Raw genomic sequence first — 23,014 nt, forward strand, 5'->3', positions numbered from 1 at the left:
GAAGGTGTCCGCCAGCTCCTTGAGCTCGTCGTCCGGACCGCCCAGCTCGATACGGCGGTGCAGGTCGGAGCCCGCCACGCGCTGCGCGGTACGGGTGATGCGGCCCAGCGGCGACAGGACCCGGCCGGCCATCGCGTACCCGAAGGCGAACGCGACGACGGTCAGGCCCAGCAGCGCCAGCAGGGAGCGGTTGAGCAGGGTGTTCAGGGCCTGCGCCCGCTGGTGCTGGAGGCAGCTCTGGATCGCCTGGGTGAAGATCTCGCCCGAGCTCTCGTTGGGCAGGTTGCAGACGTTGCTGGTCGCCGCGAAGTTGCCGCGCAGGATCTTGACCGGCAGCTCGCTGCCTTCCTGCAGCGCGTTGGCGGCCAGCATGTAGATGATCGTGAGCAGCACGATGCCGGCCATCAGGAACATGCCGCCGTACAGCAGCGTGAGCCGTATCCGGATGGTCGGGCGGAGCCAGGGGAAGGGCCGGACGTTGACCGGTTTGGGGTCCCAGGTGGGCATGGGCGGGGTGGTGGGCGGCGGGGCGGGGGTCTTGGACGAGGTGGGCATCGCCGATCAGATCCGGTACCCCGAGCCCGGCACCGTGACGATGACCGCGGGCTCGCCCAGCTTGCGGCGCAGGGTCATGACCGTGACCCGTACGACGTTCGTGAACGGATCGGTGTTCTCGTCCCAGGCCTTCTCCAGCAGCTGCTCGGCCGAGACGACCGTCCCCTCGCTGCGCATCAGCACCTCCAGCACCGCGAACTCCTTCGGCGCCAGCTGGACCTCCTTGCCGTCCCGGAAGACCTCGCGGCGGTTCGGGTCCAGCTTGATGCCGGCCCGCTCCAGGACGGGCGGCAGGGCGACCGTCGTACGGCGGCCCAGGGCCCGCACCCGGGCGGTCAGCTCGGTGAAGGCGAACGGCTTGGGGAGGTAGTCGTCCGCGCCGATCTCCAGGCCCTCGACGCGGTCGCTGACGTCGCCGGAGGCGGTGAGCATCAGCACCCGGGTGGGCAGGCCCAGCTCGACGATCCGGCGGCAGACGTCGTCGCCGTGCACCAGCGGAAGGTCCCGGTCCAGCACGACCACGTCGTAGTCGTTGATCTCGATGCGTTCCTGGGCGGCCGCGCCGTCGTACACCACGTCGACGGCCATGGCCTCCCGGCGCAGCCCGGTGGCCACCGCATCGGCGAGCAGCTGCTCGTCCTCGACGACGAGAACACGCACGTCGCTAGTCCTTCCTCACAGCCCTGGGCGTACCGGGGCACGGCAAAATCGGAGCCCCTCCATCCTGCCCCGAACAGCTGTAAACCGGCAGTAAGAGGGGTGGTCGGTGGCGTACGGGACCTTCGTCCGGGACCCGGGGTCCCCACGGCGGGGCCCCCGGAACGGGGTCTTCCGGCCCTTCCCGCAATTCCCGGGCCGATCGAGGTTTCCGTGCGGTTGCCGCTGGGGAGGACGACTGCACACCCGCGATCACGCCCTGTACGGCGCCATCTCGCGCTCTGATCCATCGCAGGGACCACGCCGTGATCGTCCCACCCGTCGGCACACCCCCGTGCCACCGACCCACGACGAGGGGGCGCACCATGGACGCGTTCACCGCAGGCATTCTGCAGCGCATACGGAACACCGAAGCCGACCTGGACCGGGCCCGCGAGGCGGGCGACGACTTCCTCGTCGAGGTGGAGCAGGCCGAGCTGGAGGATCTGCAGCGCCTTGCCAGCGAGCACGGCGTGCAGGTCACCGCAGCCACCGCCTGAGCACCTCCCGGCCCCGTACGACGGCAGCGCCCCGGCCCCGCGAAGGGACCGGGGCGCTGTCGCGTGCGGTACCGGAAGAGCGGGCGCTCAGTCGTGCCAGGCGCCCAGCTCCTCCAGCAGCGGCTGGAGGGTCGCGAACACCTCCGGCGAAGCCGCCACGGCCAGGCCGTTGGAGACCGGCTCGCCGGGGCGGCCGCCGGTCAGCGCGCCGGCCTCGCGGGCGATCAGATCGCCGGCCGCCATGTCCCACGCGTTCAGCCCGCGCTCGTAGTAGCCGTCGAGGCGGCCGCAGGCCACGTCGCACAGGTCGATCGCGGCCGAGCCGCCCCGTCGGATGTCGCGGACCCGCGGCAGCAGGGTGCGCAGCACCTCGGCCTGGGCGGCGCGGCGCTCGCTCAGGTAGGCGAAGCCCGTACCGATCAGGGCCTGGGACAGCGGCGGGGCGGGGCGGCAGTGGACCGGCTCGCCGTTGCGGTACGCGCCGCCGCCGAGGACCGCGTGGTACGTCTCGCCGCGCATCGGCGCCGCCACCACGCCGACGACGGTCTCGCCGTCCTGCTCGGCGGCGATGGACACCGCCCAGGACGGCAGCCCGTACAGGTAGTTGACCGTGCCGTCGACCGGGTCGATGACCCAGCGGACCCCGCTGCTGCCCGCGACGCTGGCGCCCTCCTCCCCCAGGAAGCCGTCGGCGGGGCGCCGCTCGGCGAGGAAGCCGGTGATCAGCTTCTCGCTGGCGATGTCCATCTCGGTGACGACGTCGATGGGGCTGGTTTTCGTGGCGGCCACGCCCAGGTCGGCGGGTCGGCCGTCGCGCAGCAGCTCGCCCGCGCGGCGGGCGGCCTCCAGGGCCAGGTCGAGAAGTTCGGCGTGCAGCGGGTCGGTCACGGTGCTCCTTGGCTCTACGGGCGGCCGCTCGCGACGGCCGGGCGGGGCGGCGCGGGGCGCCGGCGGGGGCTCGTACGGGCGCCTACCCCTGGACCTCGGTCACCGGACCCGTCCAGTCCGCGCCCGCGGCGGCCGGGCGGGCCATCCGGGCCGGGCAGCAGCCGACCGGGCACAGGTCGTGGCTCGGGCCCAGCTCGCCGAGGGCGCAACGCGCCGGGGCGCCGCCCTGCTCGGCGGCGGCGCGCTCCAGCACCAGCTCGCGGACGGCCGCGGCGAAGCGCGGGTCGGCGCCGACGGTGGCGGAGCGGGCTACCGGCAGGCCCAGTTCGGCGGCCTTGGCGGTGGCTTCGGTGTCGAGGTCGTACTTGACCTCCATGTGGTCCGAGACGAAGCCGATGGGGGCCATGACCACGGCGGGGACGCCCGCGCGGTGCACCTCTTCGAGGTGGTCGCAGATGTCCGGTTCCAGCCAGGGGATGTGCGGGGCGCCGCTGCGGGACTGGTAGACCAGCCGCCACGGGTGGTCCACGCCGGTCTCCTCGCGGACCGCGTCCGCGATCACCCGGGCCACGTCCAGGTGCTGGGCGACGTACGCGCCGCCCTCGCCGTCCTCGGTGTGGTCCGCCGGGGCGCCGGAGGTGTCGGCCGCGGCGGTCGGGATGGAGTGGGTGGTGAAGGCGATGTGCGCGCGGTCGCGGACGTCCGTGGGGAGTTCGGCGAGCGAGGCGAGCACGCCGTCCACCATGGGACGGACGAAGCCGGGGTGGTTGAAGTAGTGCCGGAGCTTGTCGACCTGGGGGACGGGCAGGCCGTCGGCCTGGAGGGTGGCCAGCGCGTCGGCCAGGTTCTCGCGGTACTGGCGGCAGCCCGAATACGAGGCGTAGGCGCTGGTGGCGAGGACGGCGATGCGGCGGCGGCCGTCGCGGACCATCTCGCGCAGCGTGTCGACCAGGTAGGGCGCCCAGTTGCGGTTGCCCCAGTAGACGGGCAGATCCAGGCCGTTCTCGGCGAAGTCCTTGCGCAGGGCGTCCAGCAGCTCGCGGTTCTGCGCGTTGATCGGGCTGACGCCGCCGAACAGGAAGTAGTGCTGCCCCACCTCCTTCAGGCGCTCGCGGGGGATGCCGCGGCCGCGGGTGACGTTCTCCAGGAAGGGGACGACGTCGTCCGGGCCTTCGGGGCCGCCGAAGGACAGCAGCAGCAGGGCGTCGTAGGGACCGGGGGTCCCCCCGGCGGTTGAAAGGGGCGGATCGCACTGTTCGGGCATGGCATCGATCCTGCCACCCGCCACTGACAGCCGGAAAACCGGAGGCGGCCACGCGGGAACCGCGCGTAAGCTGTGTAGGCCCCCGACATGCCTTACCGACCGCCGGCCCGCCGGCCGTCGGCCCTCACCGGCGGAGTCCTTCGTTGCCAAGCCCCTACCGCGCGCTCTTCACCACCCCCGGCACCAGGTCCTTCACCGCCGCCGGCTTCCTGGGCCGGATGACGCTGTCGATGGCGAGCATCGGCATCGTCACGATGATCTCCCTGATCACCGGCCGGTACGGCCTGGCGGGCGCGCTGGCGGCGACCGTCGCGCTGGCCTCGGCGGTGCTCAGCCCGCAGGTCTCCCGGCTGGTGGACCGGCACGGCCAGCGCCGGGTGCTGCGCCCGGTCACGCTGGTCTCGGCGGCGGCCATGGCGGGGCTGCTGGTGAGCGCGCAGCAGGGCTGGCCGGACTGGACGCTGTTCGTCTTCACCGCCTGCGCGGGCTGTGTGCCGAGCGTCGGCGCGATGGTCCGGGCCCGCTGGGCGGCGGTCCACCAGGACGCGCCGCGGCTGCTGCACGCCGCGTACTCCTGGGAGTCGGTCGTCGACGAGGCGTGCTTCATCATCGGGCCGATCCTCTCCATCGGCCTGTCCACCTCCTGGTTCCCCGAGGCGGGCCCGCTGCTCGCGACGGTCTTCCTGGTGGCCGGGGTCTTCTGGCTGACGGCGCAGCGCGCGACCGAGCCGCCGCCGCATCCGCGCGAACACCGCGCGAAGGACTCGGCGTTGCGCTCGCGCGGCCTCCAGGTCCTGGTGATCACGTTCGTGGCGACCGGCGCGATCTTCGGGGCGATCGACGTGGTCACGCTGGCGTTCGCCGAGGAACAGGGCCACCAGAGCAGCGCCAGCCTGGTGCTGGCGACCTACGCGCTCGGCTCGTGCACCGCCGGCGTGGTCTTCGGCATGCTGCACTTCAAGGGCCCGGCCGCCCGGCGCTGGCTGGTGGGCGTGTGTGCGATGGCCGTGAGTATGATCCCGCTCCAACTGGTCGGGAACCTGCCGCTCCTGGCCGTGGCGCTCTTCTTCGCGGGCCTGGCCATCGCGCCGACGATGGTGACCACCATGGCCCTCGTCGAGCAGCACGTACCGCGCGCGAACCTGACCGAGGGCATGACCTGGACCAGCACCGGGCTCGCGGTCGGGGTGGCGCTCGGCTCGTCGGCCGCCGGCTGGGTGGTGGACGCGGCCGGGGCCGGGCGCGGCTACCTGGTGCCGGCCGTGGCGGGGGCGCTCGCGGCGGCGGTGGCGTTCCTCGGATACCGCCGGCTGCGGCCGGCGCCGCAGCGTGAGGGGACGGGCGCAGATGGCCGAGGCACACAGGACGACCGGCAGGACGGACACGGGGGCGCGGGCGGCTCCGGCCCGGACGGTACGGGCCGCCCTGGCGATACGGGGGAGGACGCCCCGGCCCGCCTGGCGTAACTGGGCGGGCAACGTCGCCGTACGGCCGGCCCGGAGCGCCGCGCCGGCCTCCACCGAGGAGCTGGCCGCCGCGATCCGTGCGGCCGCGGCCGACGGGCTGACGGTCAAGGCGGCCGGCACCGGCCACTCCTTCACCGCGGCCGCCGCCACCGAGGGGCTGCTCATACGGCCCGAGCGCCTGACCGGCATACGGAAGGTGGACCCCGCCGCCGGCACCGTGACCGCGGCGGCGGGCACCACGCTCAAGCACCTCAACCAGGTGCTCGCCTCGCACGGCCTGTCGCTGGCCAACATGGGCGACATCATGGAGCAGACGGTCTCCGGCGCGGTGAGCACCGGGACGCACGGCACCGGCCGCGACTCGGCGTCCGTCGCCGCGCAGCTCACCGGCCTCGAACTGGTCACCGCCGACGGCTCGGTGCTCACCTGCTCCGCCACCGAGAACCCGAAGGTCTTCGCGGCGGCCCGGGTGGGCCTGGGCGCGCTGGGCGTGATCAGCTCGGTCACCTTCGCCGTGCAGCCGCAGTTCTGGCTGACGGCCCGTGAGGAGCCGATGTCCTTCGCTCGGGTGACGGCCGAATTCGACCAGCTCGTCGCCGAGAACGAGCACTTCGAGTTCTACTGGTTCCCGCACACCGGCAACTGCAACACCAAGCGCAACAACCGCAGCCTGGGCCCCGCCGCTCCGCTCGGCCGGGTCAGCGGCTGGATCGACGACGAGCTGCTCTCCAACGGGGTCTTCGGCGCCGCGTGCGCCGTCGGCCGGGCGGTGCCCGCCACCGTTCCGGGCATCGCCCGCCTCTCCAGCCGGGCGCTGTCCGCCCGTACGTACACCGACATCCCGTACAAGGTCTTCACCAGCCCGCGCCGGGTGCGCTTCATGGAGATGGAGTACGCGCTGCCGCGGGAAGCCGCCGTGGAGGCGCTGCGCGAGCTGCGGGCGCTGGTGGAGCGCTCGGACTTCCGGGTGAGCTTCCCGGTGGAGGTGCGCACCGCGCCGGCCGACGACATCCCGCTGTCCACCGCCTCCGGACGGGACACCGCCTACCTCGCCGTACACATGTACCGGGGCGCGCCGTACCGGGCGTACTTCAGCGCCGCCGAGCGGATCATGACGGCGCACGGCGGGCGGCCGCACTGGGGGAAGCTGCACAGCCGCGACGCCGCGTACCTGGCCGGCGTCTACCCGCAATTCGCGGAGTTCACCGCGCTGCGCGACCGGCTGGACCCGCGGCGCCTGTTCACCAACGCCTACCTGCGGCGCGTTCTGGGCCCGTGATGCCGGCGGCCGCCGCGCACCGCCCCCCGGACGGCTGAACCGCTCAGCCGGCCTAACGTCCTGGACGGATGAACGGGCCGGCCGCTCCACGGGCCCGGCAACACGGCGGCACGGACCCGGCGTGCTGCCGGGTCCGGGCCGGTCGGCCGCCGCCGTGCGGGGCGGCCGGTTCCGTTCTCGGGGCCAAAGGGATTCGGTCCCGTTGAGCCACGGAATTACGTCCTCGTACCGAAGGGGATTGGGTCCTCGCGCGGGGTGGCATTTAGTCCCGCGCGGGCGCGGATTTCCGTACCGCGTTCACGAGGAGGGTTCACGAGCAGGGTTCAACAGGGGGTTCACCAGGAGGGCACCAGGAGGGTCACGAGGATTTCGGGTCCGGCACCTGCTGTCCGCCGGGCTCCGGCTTGTTCCGGTCGCCCGAATCGCCCTGGGTGCCGCCCTTGGAGCCGTCCTTGGAGTCGTCACCGCCCTTGCCGGTGTCGCCGCCGGGCTTCGACGGCTGCGGGCTCGGCGGCGCGGTGGGCTTGTCGCTCTTGCCCGCGTCCGGGCTCGGGCTCGGCGACGACTGGCCCGTGCCGCCGGTCGTGCCGTCCTTGTCGCGGCCGGTGCCGTTGGAGCCGCTGGGACCGGGCGACGGGGTGCCGCCGGTGCCGCCCGTCGTGCCGTCTCCGTGCGAGGTCCCGGGCGACGGCGAGTCGGTGGCGGGCGGCGTCTTGTCCTCGGACTTGTGCCCGTTGCCCGTCAGGACGTTGCCCACGGAGGTGCCCGGGCCGCCGGACGCGTCCTGCCCGGTCAACAGCTCGACGCAGGTGACGGCGCCCATCGACAGCACGAAGATCGCCAGTGCGGCCAGGGCCGGGCGCTTCCAGCCGCGCAGCCGGGTGCCGTAGGTGGCGGTGCTGACCTCGTCGGGCCGCGGCGCCGCGGTGGCTCCGGCCGGGCGGCCGCCGGGGCGTACCTGCCCCAGCGCCACGGTCCGGTCGTCCAGCCGCGGCACCAGCTGCGTCTTGTCGGTGGGCCGGCCTCCCGTTCCGGCCTGCCCGAGCAGCTGCGTGGCGTCCGCGTCCGGCCCGCCGGCCTGCGGCAGCAGCTGCGTACGGTCCGTGCCGTCGGCCGCCCGCGGGTCCTTGGCGGCGACGGAGGTGGTCTCGTCCTCCGCTCCCGAGCGGTCGAAGGTGGGCAGCACCAGACCGGGCCCGGACTCGGGCCCCGGCGGTCTGCGGCGCACCGGGGAGCGCCGCGGTTTCGGCCGGGTGCCGACCGTCGCGGCCTCCTTGAGCTGCTCGCCGGTGCGCCGGAAGAGGTGCTGGAAGAGCGAGCCACCGGTGGTGGCCACGACACTCACCACACCCGCGCCGATGATGGTTCCGTACACGCCGAGCTGTCCGGCGAGAAACGCGGCGACAGCTGCCGCGAGGGCACTGCCCGCGACCTGAGCGACGCTCAGGTCGAGTCGTTTCTCCTTGTTTTCCGTGCCGGTATCGCTTTTGTTGTCCATCTCCAGCCTTTGATCGCCCCTTCGGTCCCATCCTGCACGGACAAGTGACCTATGTGCGAAGCCGGTAGTTCCGATTCTGCGGATTCTGTGAACCTTGCCACCCGTCACGCGGTGTAGAGAGATCGACAAGACGACCAACTCCCTTGGCGCCGGTGAACTTCGGCGGCGCGGCGGTCCACCTCAGTGGCCCGAATGGAGTACTGTGGCGAGCCCTGGCCCCGGAATCCCGTCCGGCTGCCCGAATACGGGGGAAGGGGCCGGCAGGCGGCGCTCACCCCCGGGTGCCGCCACGGGCACGGGTGACTGGGAGCAGGAACAGGACATGGTCACTGAGCGTTGCGAACAGGTAACCGTGTCATAACGGCGTTTCTGGGCCAAGCCTCGACACGCCGGGTAACTCGGCAATGTTGTGGCAGGCTGCACCCGGGCAGGCCACACTCGACTAGCGGAAGCAGCGACGCACGTGACGTCGGCAGGCACCACCCGGGAGGTCCCCATGCCCGAACTGCGTGTCGTGGCCGTCTCCAACGACGGCACACGGCTGGTGCTCAAAGCTGCGGACAGCACCGAGTACACGCTTCCGATCGACGAACGGCTGCGCGCCGCGGTCCGCAACGACCGCGCGCGGCTCGGCCAGATCGAGATCGAGGTCGAGAGCCACCTGCGTCCGCGGGACATCCAGGCCCGTATAAGGGCCGGTGCCTCCGCCGAGGAGGTCGCCCAGCTCGCCGGCATCCCGGTCGACCGGGTGCGCCGCTTCGAGGGCCCGGTGCTCGCCGAGCGCGCGTTCATGGCCGAGCGGGCCCGCAAGACGCCCGTACGCCGCCCCGGGGAGAACACCGGCCCGCAGCTCGGCGAGGCCGTCGCGGAGCGGCTGCTGCTGCGCGGCGCCGACAAGGACTCCGTGCAGTGGGACTCCTGGCGGCGCGACGACGGCACCTGGGAAGTCCTGCTGGTCTACCGTGTCGCGGCCGAGCCGCACTCGGCGAGCTGGACCTACGACCCGCCCCGGCGGCTCGTCCAGGCCGTCGACGACGAGGCGCGGGCGCTGATCGGCGAGACCGACGACACCCCGGAGCCCAGCTTCCCGTTCGTGCCGCGTATCGCCCGGCTGCCGCGCGACCGGCCGCTGGACCGCGCGCTGGACCGCCAGTCCCCGGACCGCGACCGTGACCGTACGGGCGGCGAGGACGACGAGCAGGTGCGGGCCGCGGACGGTTCGGGCGAGCGCGACTCGCTCACCAGCCTCCTGGAGGCGGTGCCCAGTTTCCGGGGCGACATGGTTGTACCGGAGACGCCCAAGGTGCCGCAGCAGGAGGAGCCGGCCGAGGAGGAAGAGCTGGAGGAGCCGGCCGCGCCGGCGGCGAGCGCGGGCGCAGGCTCGGCCTATGCCGACGTGCTCATGCCACGCGCGGTGGCCGGCCACCGCGACCGGCTGACGGGCACCACCGACCGCCAGGCCGAGGCCGACGGCGTCCGGCCGGGCCGCCGGGCCGCCGTGCCGAGCTGGGACGAGATCGTCTTCGGGACGCGGCGCAAGAAACCGGAGTAAGGCTTTCCGGCCGGGCGGCGGAGCCCGGCCGGAAAGCCTCCGACAGGCATCAGCCCGGCTGGGCCCCGGTGGCCACCGGACGGGTCGGGTCCGCCGACCACTCGCTCCAGGAACCCACGTACAGCGCCGCGGGCACCCCCGCGACGGCGAGGGCCAGCACCTCCTGCGCGGCGGAGACGCCCGAACCGCAGTAGACCCCGACCTCGGCGTCCGGGGTGGCTCCGAGTGCGGAGAAACGGCCGGCCAGGTCGGCGGACGGCCGGAACGTGCCGTCGGCGGCGAGGTTCTCCGTCGTCGGCGCGGACAGCGCGCCCGGGATGTGCCCGGCGACGCGGTCGATGGGCTCCACCTCGCCCCGGTAGCGCTCACCCGCCCGCGCGTCCAGGAGGACGCCGCGCCGGGCCAGGGCCGCCGCCTCGTCCGCCGTCAGCAGCGGCAGCGCGCCGGGCGCCGCCGCGAAGTCGCCGGTCTTCGGGGACGGTACGTCGGTGCCGAGCGCGCCGCCGGACGCGGTCCAGGCGGCCAGGCCGCCGTCCAGGACGCGTACCGAGGGGTGCCCGGTGTAGCGCAGCATCCACCAGGCGCGTGCCGCGGACCAGCCTTGGCCCCCGTCGTAGACGACGACCGGGCGGTCCCCCGAGACCCCGGCGCGGCGCATGGTCTCGGCGAAGGCGTCGAGGTCCGGGAGCGGGTGGCGGCCGGCCGGGCCCGCGGGGGCCGCGAGTTCGGCGTCCATGTCCACGTAGACCGCGCCGGGTACGTGCCCGGCCTCGTACTCGGGGCGGCCGGGCGGGCCGCCGAGCCGGTAGCGGACGTCGAGAAGGACCGGCGGCGTCCCGGACGCCAGCTCGTCCGCCAGTTCGGCTGCGGTGATGAGGGGATTCATGGGGCCATCCTCGCGCAGGGGCGGGCCCGCGCCGAAGGCGGTGTCCGCGCCCGGCGCGGCCGCAACCGCCGGGCTTGCCGCGCGTCCCCGAACGGCAACGTCGCCGAAACGGATGTGAAACATCAAATCGGGCATGTTCCCACGGGAACGCGCCGAAGACGGCGCGGCCGGGGCGCGCACCGGATGAGGGGTGCGAGCATCTGCACGGGACGGCGCACTCGCGCCGGGTCCCCGCACGGCCACCACCCCGATGGTCCGAGGAGAGAGTGACGATGACGACCGAGGCAACGACTCGGCGGACGCCCGGCGCGCCTTGCTGGGTGAGTCTCATGGTGCACGACCTGGCCGCGACCGAGCAGTTCTACGGCGCGCTGTTCGGCTGGGAGTTCAAACCGGGGCCGCAGCACTTCGGTCCGTACGTCCGGGCGTATCTGCAGGGGCGGGAGGTGGCCGGGATCGGGGAACTGGCACCCGAACGTCAGCTTCGCGTCGCCTGGACCACGTATCTCGCGAGTGACGACGCGGACGCGGCGGCCGAGCAGATCCGCGGCTGCGGCGGCACGGTCGCGGTCGGGCCGCTGGACGCGGACGACGAGGCCGGGCGGATGGCGATCGCCTCCGACCCGCAGGGCGCGGTCTTCGGGCTGTGGCAGGGCAAGGAGATGGTGGGCGCGGCGCTGGTCGGGGTGCCCGGCACGCCGGTGTGGAACGAACTGGTGACCCGCGAGACGGAGGTCGCCGCCTTCTACCGGGCGGTGTTCGGCCACGAGACGCGCCCGGAGCCGGCGGCCGGCCCCGATTATCTGACGCTGCATCTGAAGGACCGGCCGGTGGCGGGCCTGCACGGCGTGGGCGACGCGCTGCCGCGCGAGCCGGGGCCGCACTGGGTGACGTACTTCGCCACCGCGGACGCCGATGCCGCGGTGCGGCGGGTGGTGGAGCTGGGCGGGCAGGAGGTCCGGGCGGCCCGGGACACCGCGTACGGGCGGGTGGCGATGGTGGCCGACCCGGAGGGGGCGGAGTTCGCGCTCCTCCAGCAGAAGGGCTGAGCGGCCGGGTACGGGCCGGGTACGGCGCGCACCGTACCCGGGCCCTGGTACGCGCTACTTGGCCGCGTCCACCGGCAGTACGTCCGGGGAGAGCGCCGCCGCGTGGGCCGAGGCCGCGGTCTGGCGGCGCCGGTGATGGCGGCGGCAGAGCACCTCGTAGCCGACCTCCGCGGGGGCGCTGTGCACGTCGCCGATGACGACCTGCGCGCCCTCGACGACCATCTGGCCGTCGAGGGTGCGGGCGTTGTGCGTGGCGCGCGCGCCGCACCAGCACAGGGCCTCGACCTGGAGCACCTCTATGCGGTCGGCCAGTTCCACCAGGCGCTGCGAGCCGGGGAAGAGCTTGCTGCGGAAGTCGGTGCTGATGCCGAAGGCGAAGACGTCCAGCTCCAGGTCGTCGACGACGCGCGCGAGCTGGTCGATCTGGGCCGGGGCGAGGAACTGCGCCTCGTCGGCGATGACGTAGTCGACCCGGCCGCCGGAGCTGAGCGTGCCGACGATGTGGGCGTAGAAGTCGGTGTCGTCGGTGACCTCGACGGCCTCGGTGACCAGGCCGAGGCGGGAGGAGAGCTTGCCGCGGCCGGCCCGGTCGTCGCGCGCGTAGATCATCCCTTGCAGGCCGCGGGCCGAGCGGTTGTGCTCGATCTGCAGAGCGAGGGTGCTCTTTCCGCAGTCCATCGTTCCGGAGAAGAACACCAGCTCGGGCATGGGAGAACGCGGGCCTTTCGGGCTCGTACGGGTGGGGGTCGGGTGGGGGCGGGCGGGCACGCGGCGGCGCGCCCGCCGTGCGGCGGGGTCGGGGCGGGGCGCGGGGCCCGTGGGGTCAGGTGCGCACTTCGAGGAGCGGGACGAGTTGTTCGGCGGGGGTCATCGAGCCGTGCATGCCGACCATCGCGGACTCGCGCGGCTCGGTCTCGCTCGCCACGATCACCATGTCGGCGTGCGCGGCGGCGACGACGTCACCGATGCGGGCCCGGACCCGGTCGTCGACCCGGGGGCCGAACCACCCGGCGGCGATGGCCTCGTCACGGCCCGCCACCCACATGTGTTCCCCGACCACTTCCCGCCATACCGCGAGCACGTCACCGGCCGCGCCGGGGTGGGCGTACACATGCCGCGCCCGTCCCTCGCCGCCCAGCAGCCGCACTCCGGCCCGCAGTTCCCAGTCCTCGTCGAAGTCGATGCGGGACTCCGGCCCGAACGGAATGTCGATCATGCCGTGGTCGGCGGTGACGTACAGGGCGGAGCGCGGCGGCAGTTGCTCGGCCAGGCGCTGGGCGAGCCGGTCGACGTACATCAGCTGGCCGCGCCAGGCGTCGGAGTCGACGCCGTAGCGGTGCCCGGCGCCGTCCACCTCGGCGTAGTACGTGTAGACCAGCGAGCGGTCACCGGCGGCGAGCTGCTCGGCCGCCAGGTCCATCCGCTCCTCACCGGCCAGCCGGCCGTGGAACGTGCCGCCGCTGAGCGCGATCTCGGTGAGCGGGGTGCGCTCGAAGTTCGGCGAGGAGACCTGGCAGGTGTGGATGCCGGCGGCGTGCGCCTGCCGGAAGACGGTCGGGTACGGCTGCCAGGCGTACGGGTCGGTCCACGGATACCAGCGCAGCTGGTTCATCAGCTCGCCGGTGTCCGGGTTCAGGCAGGTGTAGCCGGCCAGGCCGTGTTCGCCCGGCGGCAGGCCGGTGCCGACGGAGGCGAGCGAGGCGGCGGTGGTGGCCGGGAAGCCCGCGGTGATCGGGCGGCCGGTGCGGTTGAACGAGCTGTCCAGAAGGGACGTCAGGAACGGCGCCTCGTCCGGGTGGTCGCGCAGCAGCTGCCAGCCGAGGCCGTCGACGAGGAAGACGCAGACGCGGTCGGCGGGGTCCAGGTCCATGCCCGGCGCGCCCGCCTCCGCGGCGCCGGGCAGGGTCAGGCCCTGGCCGGCGGTGATGGTGGGCAGCAGGTCGGCGAGCGAGCCGGTGCCGTACGCGGGCACCGGCGCACCGGCCAGGTCGAGGGGTTCCGGTTCCGGCCAGGCGGGGACGGCGTGCGCCATCAGCGGGTGGTGGCCGCGGTGGCCTCGGACAGGGCCTGGGCGAACGCCAGGGTCTGCCGGACGGTGTCCGGGCCGTCGCCGGCCTCGCTGACGCGCAGCGACAGGTCGTCGGCGGTCGAGGAGCCGGTGTAGCCGTGGTCCGCCTCGCAGTTGGGGTCGCCGCAGGTGGCGGGCTCCAGGTCCAGGCGCGCGACGGCGCCCCAGCCGATGGTCAGGACCACCTCGCGGGGCAGCCGGCCCGGGGTGTACGACTCGGGGTTGGCGACCACCCGGCTGAGCACCACGGACGAGATCCGGCCCAGCTTGACCGACTCGGTGGAGGTGGTGGCGTACGGCGAGGGGGAGGTGTCGTCGGCGGACTGCTCGTCGGTGTGGCTGACGATGAAGCGGGTGCCCGTCAGGACCAGGACCGTGACGTGGCGGCGGACCTCGTTGGCGTCGAAGGTCGTCTCCTGGTGGACCAAGTACGACACCACCGGCTCGCCGCCGACCGCGGCCTGCACCGCCTCGGCCACCAGGGCCGGGTAATAGCCGCTGCGCTCGATCGCCGCGCGCAGCCCTTGGGTCGTCGTACCGGTCTTAGCCATGCGGCCATCTTACGGGGCGTACCGGCCGGGGCGGGTCCGAGCGCCGGTGTCCGGGGCCCCGGCCCGGTGTTCGGGAACCGGGCGCGGGGTCCGGTCGGCGGCCGTCAGTAGGCCGGCATGCGGCGGGGGCCCAGGTCGGTGGTGGCCGGCGGGCGGGCCAGACGGACCGTGGCGTCCAGGACGGCGAGGCCGTGCGGCGCGACGACGACCGGTTCCAGGTCCACGCCGACGACCTCGGGGTGGTCGTCGACCAGCCGGGAGACCCGCAGCAGCAGGTCCTCCAGGGCGGCGGTGTCCACCGGCTGGCTGCCGCGCCAGCCGAACAGCAGCGGGGCCGTGCGGATGGAGCGGATCTGCTCGGCGACGTCGCGGTCGGTGGCCGGGATGAGGCGGTGCGCGGTGTCGCCGAGGAGCTGCGAGGGGGCGCCGGCCAGGCCGAAGGAGAGGACGGCGCCGGCGGCCGGGTCGATGGCGGCGCGGATGACCGTGTCGACGCCGCGCGGCACCATCGGCTGGACGACCGGGCGCAGCTCCTCCGGCTTGCCGAGGAAGTCGGTCAGCTCCGCGTAGGCGCGGCGCAGCTCGGCCTCGCCGGGCAGGTCGAGGCGGACGCCGCCGAGGTCGGGGCGGTGCCGCAGGTGGGGCGCGGTGGTCTTCAGGGCGACGGGGTAGCCCAGGCGGGCGGCGGCGCGTACGGCGGCGTCCGGGTCGGGGGCCGGGTGGGCGGGGCGGACGGGGATGCCGTAGCGGGCCAGGAGGGCGTGGGCGTCGTCGGCGGGCAGCGGGACGGAGCGGGTGATGTCGGCGTGCTGTGCGAGCTCGTCGAGGAGCCGGTCGATGTCTTCGCCTGCGGCGGCCTCGTCGATGTCCTCGTACTCCGGGACGCGGCCCGGGTCGGTGGCATCCCGGCGCCACTTGGCGTACCGCACGGCCTGGGCGAGCGAGCGGACGGCGCGCTCGGCGGCGGGGTAGACCGGTATCAGCGGGGCGGGCCGAGCGGCGTCGGGCGTGTCGGGCGGGGTCTGTGGGGCCTGCGCGGGGGCCGTCGGGGCGGCGGTCGGCGGTGGGGCCGCGAGCGCGTCGGCGAGGGCGTCCATGGCCAGGTGGACGACGGTGACCGGCTTGGCGGGCGCCGCCGACGAGGCGGCCTCGCGGAGCGCCGCGGCGAGATCGGCGCCCTCGCCCGGGGAGGCGGCGCCCGCCTCCCCCACCCAGGGGATGGCCGTGACGACGACGGCGTCGCAGAGCCCGTTGGCCAGGGCGGCGGACAGGGCCGTACAGAAGTCCGCCGGGGTGGCCGCGGCGGCGAGGACGTGGGGGCGCAGCGGGCGCAGGCCCTCGGTGAGGCAGGCGTCGTACGTCAGCAGGGCGAGCGCCTCGGAATTGCCGAGGATGGCGACGCGGGGGCCGCCGGGCAGCGGCTGGGAGGCCAGCAGCAGCCCGGCGTCGGCCATCTCCGTGACGGTGTCCACGCGGATCACGCCGGCCTGGCGCATCAGGGCGGAGACCGTGCTGTCGGGGATGCGGACCGTGGGGACGGTGTGGCCGAGCGGGGCGGTGCCGGTGTGGCGGGCGCCCTTGGCGACGACGACGGGCTTGACGGCGGAGGTCCGGCGGGCCAGGCGCATGAACTTGCGGGGGTCGCCGATCGACTCCAGGTAGAGGATCGCGACGTCGGTGGCGGGGTCGTCGTACCAGTACTGGAGCAGGTCGTTGCCGGAGAGGTCGGCGCGGTTGCCGGCGGACAGGAAGGTGGAGATGCCGGCGATCGAGCCGTCGCCGGGGCCGCGCCGGTGCAGGCCGCTGAGCAGCGCGATGCCGATCGCGCCGGACTGGGTGAACAGGCCGATGCGCCCGGCGCCGGGCAGCTGCGGGGCGAGCGAGGCGTTCAGCCGGACCTCGGGGGCGGTGTTGATCAGGCCGAAGGCGTTCGGGCCGATCAGGCGCATGCCGTACGAGCGGGCCTGGCGCAGCAGGGCGCGCTGCCGCTCGCGGCCCTCGGGCCCGGACTCGGCGTACCCGGACGAGAGGATCACCAGGCCGCGCACGCCGTGCTCGCCGCAGTCCCGGACCACGCCGGGGACCTGGGCGGCGGGGACCGCGAGCACCGCGAGGTCGACGGGCTCGGGGATCTCGGCCACCGAGCGGTGCCCGGGCACGCCCTCGGGGTCGAGGCGGGTGCCGCCCTCGGGGAAGGCGTGGTTGACCGCGTACACCCGGCCCCGGTAGCCGCAGTCGAGGAGGTTGCGCAGGACCGAGCGGCCGACGCCGCCGGGGGCGCGGCCGGTGCCGACGACGGCGACCGAGCCGGGGGCGAGCAGGCGCTGCACGGAGCGGGCCTCGGCGCGCTGCTCGCGGCCGCGCATGACGGCCATGGACTGCTCGGTGGGCTCCAGGTCGAATTCCAGGCGCACCACACCGTCTTCGAAGGTGCGCTGCTGGGTGTACCCGGCGTCCGTGAAGACCTTGATCATTTTGGTGTTGGCGGGCAGCACCTCGGCGGCGAACCGGCGGATGCCGCGCTCGCGGGCGACCGCGGCGATGTGCTCCAGGAGCGCGGAGGCCACGCCCCGGCCCTGGTGGGCGTCCTGCACCAGGAAGGCGACCTCGGCCTGGTCGGCGCCGGGCTCCTTGGCGGGGCGGCCGCGCTCGTCGATGCGGTCGTAGCGGACGGTGGCGATGAACTCGCCGCCGACGGTGGCGGCGAGGCCGACCCGGTCCACGTAGTCGTGGTGGGTGAAGCGGTGCACGTCGCGGTCGGACAGGCGCGGGTAGGGCGCGAAGAAGCGGTAGTACTTCGACTCGTCCGAGACCTGTTCGTAGAAGGAGACCAGGCGCTCGGCGTCGTCGGGGGCGATGGGGCGGATGCGCGCGGTGCCGCCGTCGCGCAGCACGACATCGGCTTCCCAGTGGGCCGGGTAGACGCTGGCGCTGTCCGACGTGCTGTGCATGGGGCACAGCGTACGACCCGCCACCGACAACCGGACGGCAACCGGTTCGGCACGCGCCGCCGCGGGGGCCCGGGCGGGCCGGGACGCGGCCGGCGGTTCCGGATGGCGGACGTTTCGGCCGTACGTCCGTGACCTGCCGGTACCGTGCCAACGGCCCGCGGCGGACCCCGCCGCGGCCTGCCGGAGCATCCCCGGCACCATGAGACACTGGTCTAGACAACCTCAACGACTTGAAGGGCAACACCATGGCTGAGCGCCGCGTCAATGTCGGTTGGGCCGAGGGTCTGCACGCCCGCCCCGCCTCGATCTTCGTTCGTGCTGCCACCGCCTCCGGGGTTCCGGTGACGATCGCCAAGGCCGACGGCAACCCGGTCAACGCGGCCTCCATGCTGGCCGTGCTGGGCCTGGGCGCCCAGGGCGGCGAGGAGATCGTGCTGGCCTCGGACGCCGAGGGCGCCGACGCCGCGCTCGACCGTCTCGCCAAGCTGGTCGCCGAGGGCCTTGAGGAGCTCCCGGAGACCGTCTGAACCGCTTCGCGGATCGATGTACGCGCGGCCCCGCCGCGGTGACCGGGTGAACCGGCGCCGGGCGGGGTCGTTGCTTTTCCGAGCGTTCCGGTACGGCTACGGAGTATTTACCGGCTTCCGGGCGCACCGCAATCGGGCAGGCCCAACCATGGAATTCCGTACGGCATTTCCCCGCGACGCGTGTTATTCGAAACGCCGCCCCGGCCGCACCCTTCCCACACCCGCGTCTTTCCGAAAAAGCCGCTTCCCGCTCTTGTATACGGCGGATGTGTTAATTCCGTTCGCGCGCCGTGTTGACGGGCTGTTTCGGAGTCCTCACGGCCGGGGCGGGGACACCGGCCCGCAGCGTGTACGCCCCGCGCGAGCGCTCGACGTGCGCCGCCATCAGGGCGCGCGCCCGCTCCGCGTCCCCGCGGCTCACCGCGTCCAGCACGGCGCCGTGCTCCTCCCAGGAGCGCTCCTCGCGGGCCGGCGGCTCGACCGCGTACATCCAGTCGATCTTGCGCCGGAGCTGGGTGAGGAGCGCCGCCAGGCTCGCGCTGCCGGACGCCTGGGCGAGCGTCTCGTGGAACCAGCCGTCCAGTTGGCGCAGTTCGGCGCGCCGGCCGTGCCGGGCCTGCTCGCGGCCCAGCCGGACGATGCCGCGCAACACCTTGATGTGCGCGGCGGTGCGGCGGGCCGCGGCGCGGGCGGCGCCCAGCGGCTCCAGCAGGCCGCGGATGTCCAGGAGGTCGGCCGCCTCCCGCTCGGTGGGCGCGGCCACGCAGGCGCCCGCGTGGTGCCGGATGGTGACGAAGCCCTCGGACTGCAGCGTGCGCAGCGCCTCGCGCACGGGGACGCGGGAGACGCCGTACCGGCCGGCCAGGATTTCCTCGATCAGCCGGCTGCCCGGCGGCAGAGCGCCGGATACGATGTCGTCGCGGATCGCCGTGCACACCGCATGCGCGGAAATATGGCCTCGCATCGTCCGTGCCTCCGCCGTCATCCCCGGGAAACGTCCGCCCTTTGCCGCCGGGCGGCGGCATTCGACGTGACTCTATTCGACGGGAACGGGATTTCCGACGGCTGCGGCGCATTCATGGATATTTTTTGGCCAGGCGGTAAACCCGGGCCGGCGGGCGGGGTTCCGCGAAAACGCCGGTGCCCCGGCCGCAAGAGGCCGGGGCACCGGGTGGGGACGGGGTGTGCGTCAGACGTTGACGCCGTGCGAGCGCAGGTAGGCGACCGGGTCCATGTCGGAGCCGTACTCGGGCGAGGTGCGGGCCTCGAAGTGCAGGTGCGGACCGGTGGTGTTGCCGGTGTCGCCCGACAGAGCGATCTGCTGGCCCGGCGTGACGGTCTGGCCGACCGAGACGCTGATGGACGACAGGTGGCCGTACTGGGTGTAGGTGCCGTCGTTCATCTTGATGACGACGTTGTTCCCGTACGCGCCGCCCCAGCCGGTCTCGACGACGGTGCCGGAGCCCACGGCGTGGACGGTGGTCCCGGTGGCCGCGTGGAAGTCGATGCCGGTGTGGCTGCCGGAGGACCACAGGCCGCTGGACGCCTTGTAGCTGGTGGAGACGTAGGAGCCGTCGACGGGGGCGACGTACGTCAGCAGGCGCTTGCGCTCGGCCTCGCGCGCGGCACGCTCCTCGGCCTCCCGCTTCTTCTTCGCCTCGGCGTCGGCCGTGCGCTTGGCCTCCGCGGCCTGCTGCCGCGCTTCGGCCTCGGCCCTGGCCTGCGCGGCGGCCGCGTCGGCGGCCTCCTGCTGCGCGTCGGCCTGCGCCTCGATCTGCTCGGCGAGTTCGTCGCCGAGGACGACGGCCTGGTGGAAGCCGGTGTCGTGGGTGTTCGCGTCGTCCGGGTTGCCCGCCGCCAGCGCCGGGGAGGCGACGGTGGCGACGACTCCGGAGGCGGCGAGCGTGGCTATGCCGGCCAGGTTGCGGGTCGCCCGCGCGCTGCGGCTCGGACCACGGTGCTTCCCGGTGCCACGGGTGAACGCCATGGGCTGGCTGTGTCCTTTCCTTCCTTCTCGCCTACCGGGTTAGCTGACGGGTTCGGAGCAGGAAGGTCTCCTACGGGCCCCTCCGGAAAGGCGCCCGATTCACCCCAGGGAACGTGGTTCCCCGGCTCCCCTGGCTCGCGCCGTACGGGGACTCGGCGATGACTGCCCGTGCCGCGGTTGCGGCGGTGATCCCGCGGACAGCCGGATCGACGCTAAACGGGGCCACTTTCGAACGGCAAACAGATCGCCGGTTTTGTGGCACACACCACACGGTCATCACGCAACCGCCCCCGCAATCCGGACACGAAACGGACCCAGTGGCGCCGGCGCACCACTGGGTCCGCTTCGTGACGCAGCATCACCCGGACGGGTCACGGCCCGCCGGCCACCGAGGGCCGCACGGGCGTTTGTGACGGGCCGTCAGCCCTTGACGACCGTCACCTCTCCGATGCCGAGCGCCTTGACGGGCTCCTCGATCTCGGCGGCGTCGCCCACCAGGACGGTCACCAGCCGGTCCACCGGGAAGGCGTTGACGGCCGCGGCGGTCGCCTCGACCGTGCCGGTCCGCGCCAGCCGGACGTACAGCTGCGCCTGGTAGTCGTCCGGAAGCTGCTGCTCGACCTGGTCGGCGAGGGTGCCCGCAACGGCCGCCGCGGTCTCGTACTTCAGCGGCGCGACACCGACCAGGTTCTGTACGGCCACGTCGCGCTCGGCGTCCGTCAGGCCCTCCGCCGCGAGGGTGCGCAGCACCTTCCACAGGTCCTCCAGCGCCGGGCCGGTGGAGGCGGTGTCCACCGAGCCGCTGATGGCGAGCATCGCGGCGCCGTCCCCGTCGGCCGAGGAGCGCAGCACCTGGCCGAAGGCGCGCACCCCGTAGGTGTAGCCCTTCTCCTCGCGCAGCACCCGGTCCAGGCGGGAGGTGAGGGTGCCGCCGAGGCAGTACGTGCCGAGGACCTGGGCGGGCCAGACGCGGTCGTGCCGGTCGGCGCCGATACGGCCGATCAGCAGCTGGGTCTGTACGGCGCCGGGGCGGTCGACGATCACCACGCGGCCGGTGTCGTCGGCGGTGATCGGGCTGGCCTTGACCGGCTCGGCGGGCGAACCCGTCCAGGCGCCGAGGGTCTCCGCCAGGGCCGCGTCCAGGTCGACACCGGTGAAGTCGCCGACGATGACGGCGGTGGCGGTGGCGGGGCGCACATGGGCCTCGTAGAAGGCGCGGACGGCCGCCGCGTCGATACGGGTGACGGTCTCCTCGGTGCCCTGGCGCGGCCGGGACATCCGGGAGTCGGCCGGGAACAGCTCCTTGGACAGGGCCATCGCGGCGCGCCGGGCCGGGTTGGCCAGCTCGTGCGGGATCTCGTCGAGGCGGTTGCGCACCAGGCGCTCGACCTCGCCGTCCGGGAAGGCGGGGGCGCGCAGGGCGTCGGCGAGCAGGCCGAGCGCCTTGTCCAGCCGGGAGGCCGGGACCTCCAGGGAGACGCGGACGCCGGGGTGGTCGGCGTGCGAGTCCAGGGTGGCGCCGCAGCGCTCCAGCTCGGCGGCGAACTCCTCGGCGTCGTGCTTGTCGGTGCCCTCGGACAGGGCCCGCGCCATGATCGTGGCGACGCCGTCCAGGCCCGCGGGCTCGGCCTCCAGGGGCGCGACGATGTCGATCTCGACGGCGACGACCTGCTGGCCGGGGCGGTGGCTGTGCAGGACCGTCAGGCCGTTGGGCAGCTGCGCGCGCTCGGGGGCGGGGAAGGCCCACGGCTTGGGCTCGCCGCCGGCCGGCTGCGGGTGGAAGGTCATCGCATTGCTGACGGCGTCGCTCACTGGTCCGCCTCCTCGTCGTTGTCCTCGGCGGCGGTCGGCTCGGTCGGCTCGTACACGAGGACCGCGCGGTTGTCGGGGCGCAGCCGGGCCGCGGCGACCTCCTGCACCTCCTGCGGGGTGATGTCCAGGACGCGCCGTACGGCGGTCAGGGCGAGCTGCGGGTCGCCGAACAGGACCGCGTAACGGCACAGTTCGTCGGCGCGCCCGGCGGCCGTGGCGAGCCGGTCCAGCCACTCGCGCTCCAACTGGGCCTGCGCGCGCTCCATCTCCTCGGGGCTGGGGCCCTCGGCGGCGAAGCGGGCCAGCTCCTCGTCCACGGCGCTCTCGATCTCCGGCACCTCGACGCCGCCGGAGGTCTTCACGTCCAGCCAGCCGAGCGAGGGGGCGCCGGCCAGCCGCAGCAGGCCGAAGCCCGCGGCCACGGCCGTACGGTCGCGGCGCACCAGCCGGTTGTACAGGCGCGACGACTCGCCGCCGCCGAGCACCGTCAGCGCCAGGTCGGCGGCGTCGGCCTCGCGGGTGCCGTCCTGCGGGAGGCGGTAGGCGGCCATCAGGGCGCGGGAGGGGACGTCCTCCTCGACGACCTCGCGCAGCTCCTTGCCGATGACGTCCGGGAGCGAGCCGTCGCGCGGCGGCTGCTTGCCCTCGTGGCCGGGGATGGAGCCGAAGTACTTCTCCACCCAGGCGAGGGTCTGCTCGGGGTCGATGTCGCCGACGACCGACAGGACCGCGTTGTTGGGCGCGTAGTACGTACGGAAGAAGGCCCGCGCGTCCTCCAGGGAGGCGGCGTCCAGGTCGGCCATCGAACCGATGGGCGTGTGGTGGTACGGGTGGCCCTCCGGATAGGCCATGGCCGTCAGCTTTTCGAAGGCCGTGCCGTAGGGGACGTTGTCGTAGCGCTGGCGGCGCTCGTTCTTGACGACGTCGCGCTGGTTCTCCAGGGACTCCTCGTCCAGCGCCGTCAGCAGGGAGCCCATGCGGTCCGCCTCCAGCCACAGCGCGAGCTCCAGCTGGTGGGCGGGCATGGTCTCGAAGTAGTTGGTGCGCTCGAAACTGGTCGTGCCGTTCAGGGAGCCGCCGGCGCCCTGCACCAGTTCGAAGTGGCCGTTGCCCGTGACCTGGGCGGATCCCTGGAACATCAGGTGCTCGAAGAGGTGGGCCAGGCCGGTGCGGCCCTTGACCTCATGGCGGGAGCCGACGTCGTACCAGAGGCAGACCGCGGCGACCGGAGTCAGATGATCTTCGGAGAGCACCACGCGCAGGCCGTTGGCCAGCCGGTGCTCGGTCGCTGTCAGGCCGCCGGAGCCGGCTTGTTCTGTGGCCGTGTGACCCATGGGCATGTACGTCCCTTCGATCCGCTTGCGAGGAAGTTCTGTCACTGTATGCAAGCGCGTCGGACTATGGCGAAGTTCCCGTCCGGGCTGCCTCGTACGAGCGGACTTCCCGGACGCCTCGTCCGGCGGCCCGGGGAGGGTCGCGGTCGGC

At 73.8% G+C, this 23,014-nt stretch carries 20 protein-coding genes and 1 riboswitch; of the genes, 6 read left to right on the forward strand and 14 right to left on the reverse strand.

Annotated elements, in window-relative coordinates:
- Together IH45_RS0131410 and IH45_RS0131415 are read right to left on the reverse strand one after the other, a co-directional pair.
- The coding region (locus IH45_RS0131410; RefSeq protein WP_030676284.1) for a HAMP domain-containing protein at positions 1-555 on the reverse strand (555 nt) is incomplete at its 3' end.
- A gap of 6 nt (positions 556-561) precedes the next feature.
- Positions 562-1,215, reverse strand: a complete 654-nt coding sequence (locus IH45_RS0131415; RefSeq protein ID WP_003982533.1) for a response regulator transcription factor — start codon at positions 1,213-1,215, stop codon at positions 562-564.
- Between the two features lie 362 nt (positions 1,216-1,577).
- Between IH45_RS0131415 and IH45_RS1000000149520 the strand changes: the two genes are divergently transcribed.
- The gene (locus IH45_RS1000000149520) at positions 1,578-1,751 is read left to right on the forward strand and encodes a hypothetical protein (protein WP_003982535.1); all 174 of its coding nucleotides are present in this window, start codon (positions 1,578-1,580) and stop codon (positions 1,749-1,751) included.
- An 87-nt stretch (positions 1,752-1,838) separates the two neighbouring features.
- Here the strand turns inward: IH45_RS1000000149520 and IH45_RS0131425 are convergent, their stop codons facing one another.
- Both IH45_RS0131425 and IH45_RS0131430 read right to left on the reverse strand, forming a co-directional pair.
- Positions 1,839-2,639 (reverse strand): inositol monophosphatase family protein, encoded by an 801-nt coding sequence (locus IH45_RS0131425; protein ID WP_030676286.1) that lies wholly within the window; start codon positions 2,637-2,639, stop codon positions 1,839-1,841.
- A gap of 82 nt (positions 2,640-2,721) precedes the next feature.
- Positions 2,722-3,903, reverse strand: a complete 1,182-nt coding sequence (locus IH45_RS0131430; protein ID WP_030676289.1) for a ferrochelatase — start codon at positions 3,901-3,903, stop codon at positions 2,722-2,724.
- A 143-nt stretch (positions 3,904-4,046) separates the two neighbouring features.
- On the opposite strand from IH45_RS0131430, the gene IH45_RS0131435 reads away from it, so the two are divergent.
- A complete protein-coding gene (locus tag IH45_RS0131435; RefSeq protein WP_032918706.1) occupies positions 4,047-5,369 on the forward strand; it encodes an MFS transporter in 1,323 nt (440 codons plus the stop codon).
- Complete coding sequence (locus IH45_RS0131440; protein WP_234440749.1) at positions 5,251-6,648, forward strand: D-arabinono-1,4-lactone oxidase; 1,398 nt, start codon at positions 5,251-5,253, stop codon at positions 6,646-6,648. Before IH45_RS0131435 ends, IH45_RS0131440 begins: the two co-directional genes overlap by 119 nt.
- 358 nt (positions 6,649-7,006) lie before the next feature.
- Here the strand turns inward: IH45_RS0131440 and IH45_RS1000000149000 are convergent, their stop codons facing one another.
- Positions 7,007-8,146, reverse strand: a complete 1,140-nt coding sequence (locus IH45_RS1000000149000; protein WP_030676296.1) for a hypothetical protein — start codon at positions 8,144-8,146, stop codon at positions 7,007-7,009.
- A gap of 496 nt (positions 8,147-8,642) precedes the next feature.
- Between IH45_RS1000000149000 and sepH the strand changes: the two genes are divergently transcribed.
- Complete coding sequence (sepH, locus tag IH45_RS0131450; protein WP_030676299.1) at positions 8,643-9,698, forward strand: septation protein SepH; 1,056 nt, start codon at positions 8,643-8,645, stop codon at positions 9,696-9,698.
- Positions 9,699-9,747: 49 nt separating this feature from the next.
- Here the strand turns inward: sepH and IH45_RS0131455 are convergent, their stop codons facing one another.
- Positions 9,748-10,584 carry a sulfurtransferase gene (locus tag IH45_RS0131455; protein WP_030676303.1) on the reverse strand — a complete coding sequence of 279 codons (837 nt, stop codon included), beginning with the start codon at positions 10,582-10,584 and terminating at the stop codon, positions 9,748-9,750.
- Between the two features lie 272 nt (positions 10,585-10,856).
- Between IH45_RS0131455 and IH45_RS0131460 the strand changes: the two genes are divergently transcribed.
- Positions 10,857-11,633, forward strand: coding sequence for a VOC family protein (locus IH45_RS0131460; protein WP_030676305.1), 777 nt, complete (start codon positions 10,857-10,859; stop codon positions 11,631-11,633).
- 54 nt (positions 11,634-11,687) lie between these two features.
- On the opposite strand, the gene IH45_RS0131465 is transcribed toward IH45_RS0131460, so the two are convergent.
- From IH45_RS0131465 to IH45_RS0131480, 4 genes are all read right to left on the reverse strand, one after another.
- Positions 11,688-12,341 carry a thymidine kinase gene (locus IH45_RS0131465; protein WP_030676308.1) on the reverse strand — a complete coding sequence of 218 codons (654 nt, stop codon included), beginning with the start codon at positions 12,339-12,341 and terminating at the stop codon, positions 11,688-11,690.
- Positions 12,342-12,456: 115 nt separating this feature from the next.
- A complete protein-coding gene (locus IH45_RS0131470) occupies positions 12,457-13,665 on the reverse strand; it encodes an alkaline phosphatase family protein (RefSeq protein ID WP_030676310.1) in 1,209 nt (402 codons plus the stop codon).
- Complete coding sequence (locus IH45_RS0131475) at positions 13,665-14,252, reverse strand: DUF5998 family protein (protein ID WP_003981824.1); 588 nt, start codon at positions 14,250-14,252, stop codon at positions 13,665-13,667. Before IH45_RS0131475 ends, IH45_RS0131470 begins: the two co-directional genes overlap by 1 nt.
- A 104-nt stretch (positions 14,253-14,356) precedes the next feature.
- Positions 14,357-17,203 (reverse strand): bifunctional acetate--CoA ligase family protein/GNAT family N-acetyltransferase, encoded by a 2,847-nt coding sequence (locus IH45_RS0131480; protein WP_030676312.1) that lies wholly within the window; start codon positions 17,201-17,203, stop codon positions 14,357-14,359.
- Between the two features lie 245 nt (positions 17,204-17,448).
- Here IH45_RS0131480 and IH45_RS0131485 point away from each other — a divergent pair, with 245 nt between their 5' ends.
- A complete protein-coding gene (locus IH45_RS0131485) occupies positions 17,449-17,730 on the forward strand; it encodes an HPr family phosphocarrier protein (RefSeq protein WP_003981826.1) in 282 nt (93 codons plus the stop codon).
- Between the two features lie 271 nt (positions 17,731-18,001).
- On the opposite strand, the gene IH45_RS0131490 is transcribed toward IH45_RS0131485, so the two are convergent.
- The 4 genes from IH45_RS0131490 to IH45_RS0131505 form a co-directional block, all read right to left on the reverse strand.
- Positions 18,002-18,694: a GntR family transcriptional regulator gene (locus IH45_RS0131490; protein WP_030676314.1), complete on the reverse strand. Its 693-nt coding sequence runs from the start codon at positions 18,692-18,694 to the stop codon at positions 18,002-18,004.
- A gap of 225 nt (positions 18,695-18,919) precedes the next feature.
- Positions 18,920-19,717 (reverse strand): M23 family metallopeptidase, encoded by a 798-nt coding sequence (locus IH45_RS0131495; protein ID WP_030676316.1) that lies wholly within the window; start codon positions 19,715-19,717, stop codon positions 18,920-18,922.
- Positions 19,718-19,731: 14 nt separating this feature from the next.
- Positions 19,732-19,885, reverse strand: a riboswitch (cyclic di-AMP (ydaO/yuaA leader).
- 252 nt (positions 19,886-20,137) lie between these two features.
- On the reverse strand, positions 20,138-21,505 hold the full coding sequence (locus IH45_RS0131500; protein WP_394298723.1) for a M16 family metallopeptidase: 1,368 nt from the start codon (positions 21,503-21,505) through the stop codon (positions 20,138-20,140).
- Positions 21,506-21,525: 20 nt separating this feature from the next.
- The gene (locus IH45_RS0131505) at positions 21,526-22,863 is read right to left on the reverse strand and encodes a M16 family metallopeptidase (protein ID WP_030676320.1); all 1,338 of its coding nucleotides are present in this window, start codon (positions 22,861-22,863) and stop codon (positions 21,526-21,528) included.
- Positions 22,864-23,014: the final 151 nt, after the last annotated feature.

Origin of the sequence: Streptomyces rimosus subsp. rimosus (assembly GCF_000720725.1) — a bacterium.
Classification (GTDB): domain Bacteria; phylum Actinomycetota; class Actinomycetes; order Streptomycetales; family Streptomycetaceae; genus Streptomyces; species Streptomyces rimosus_A.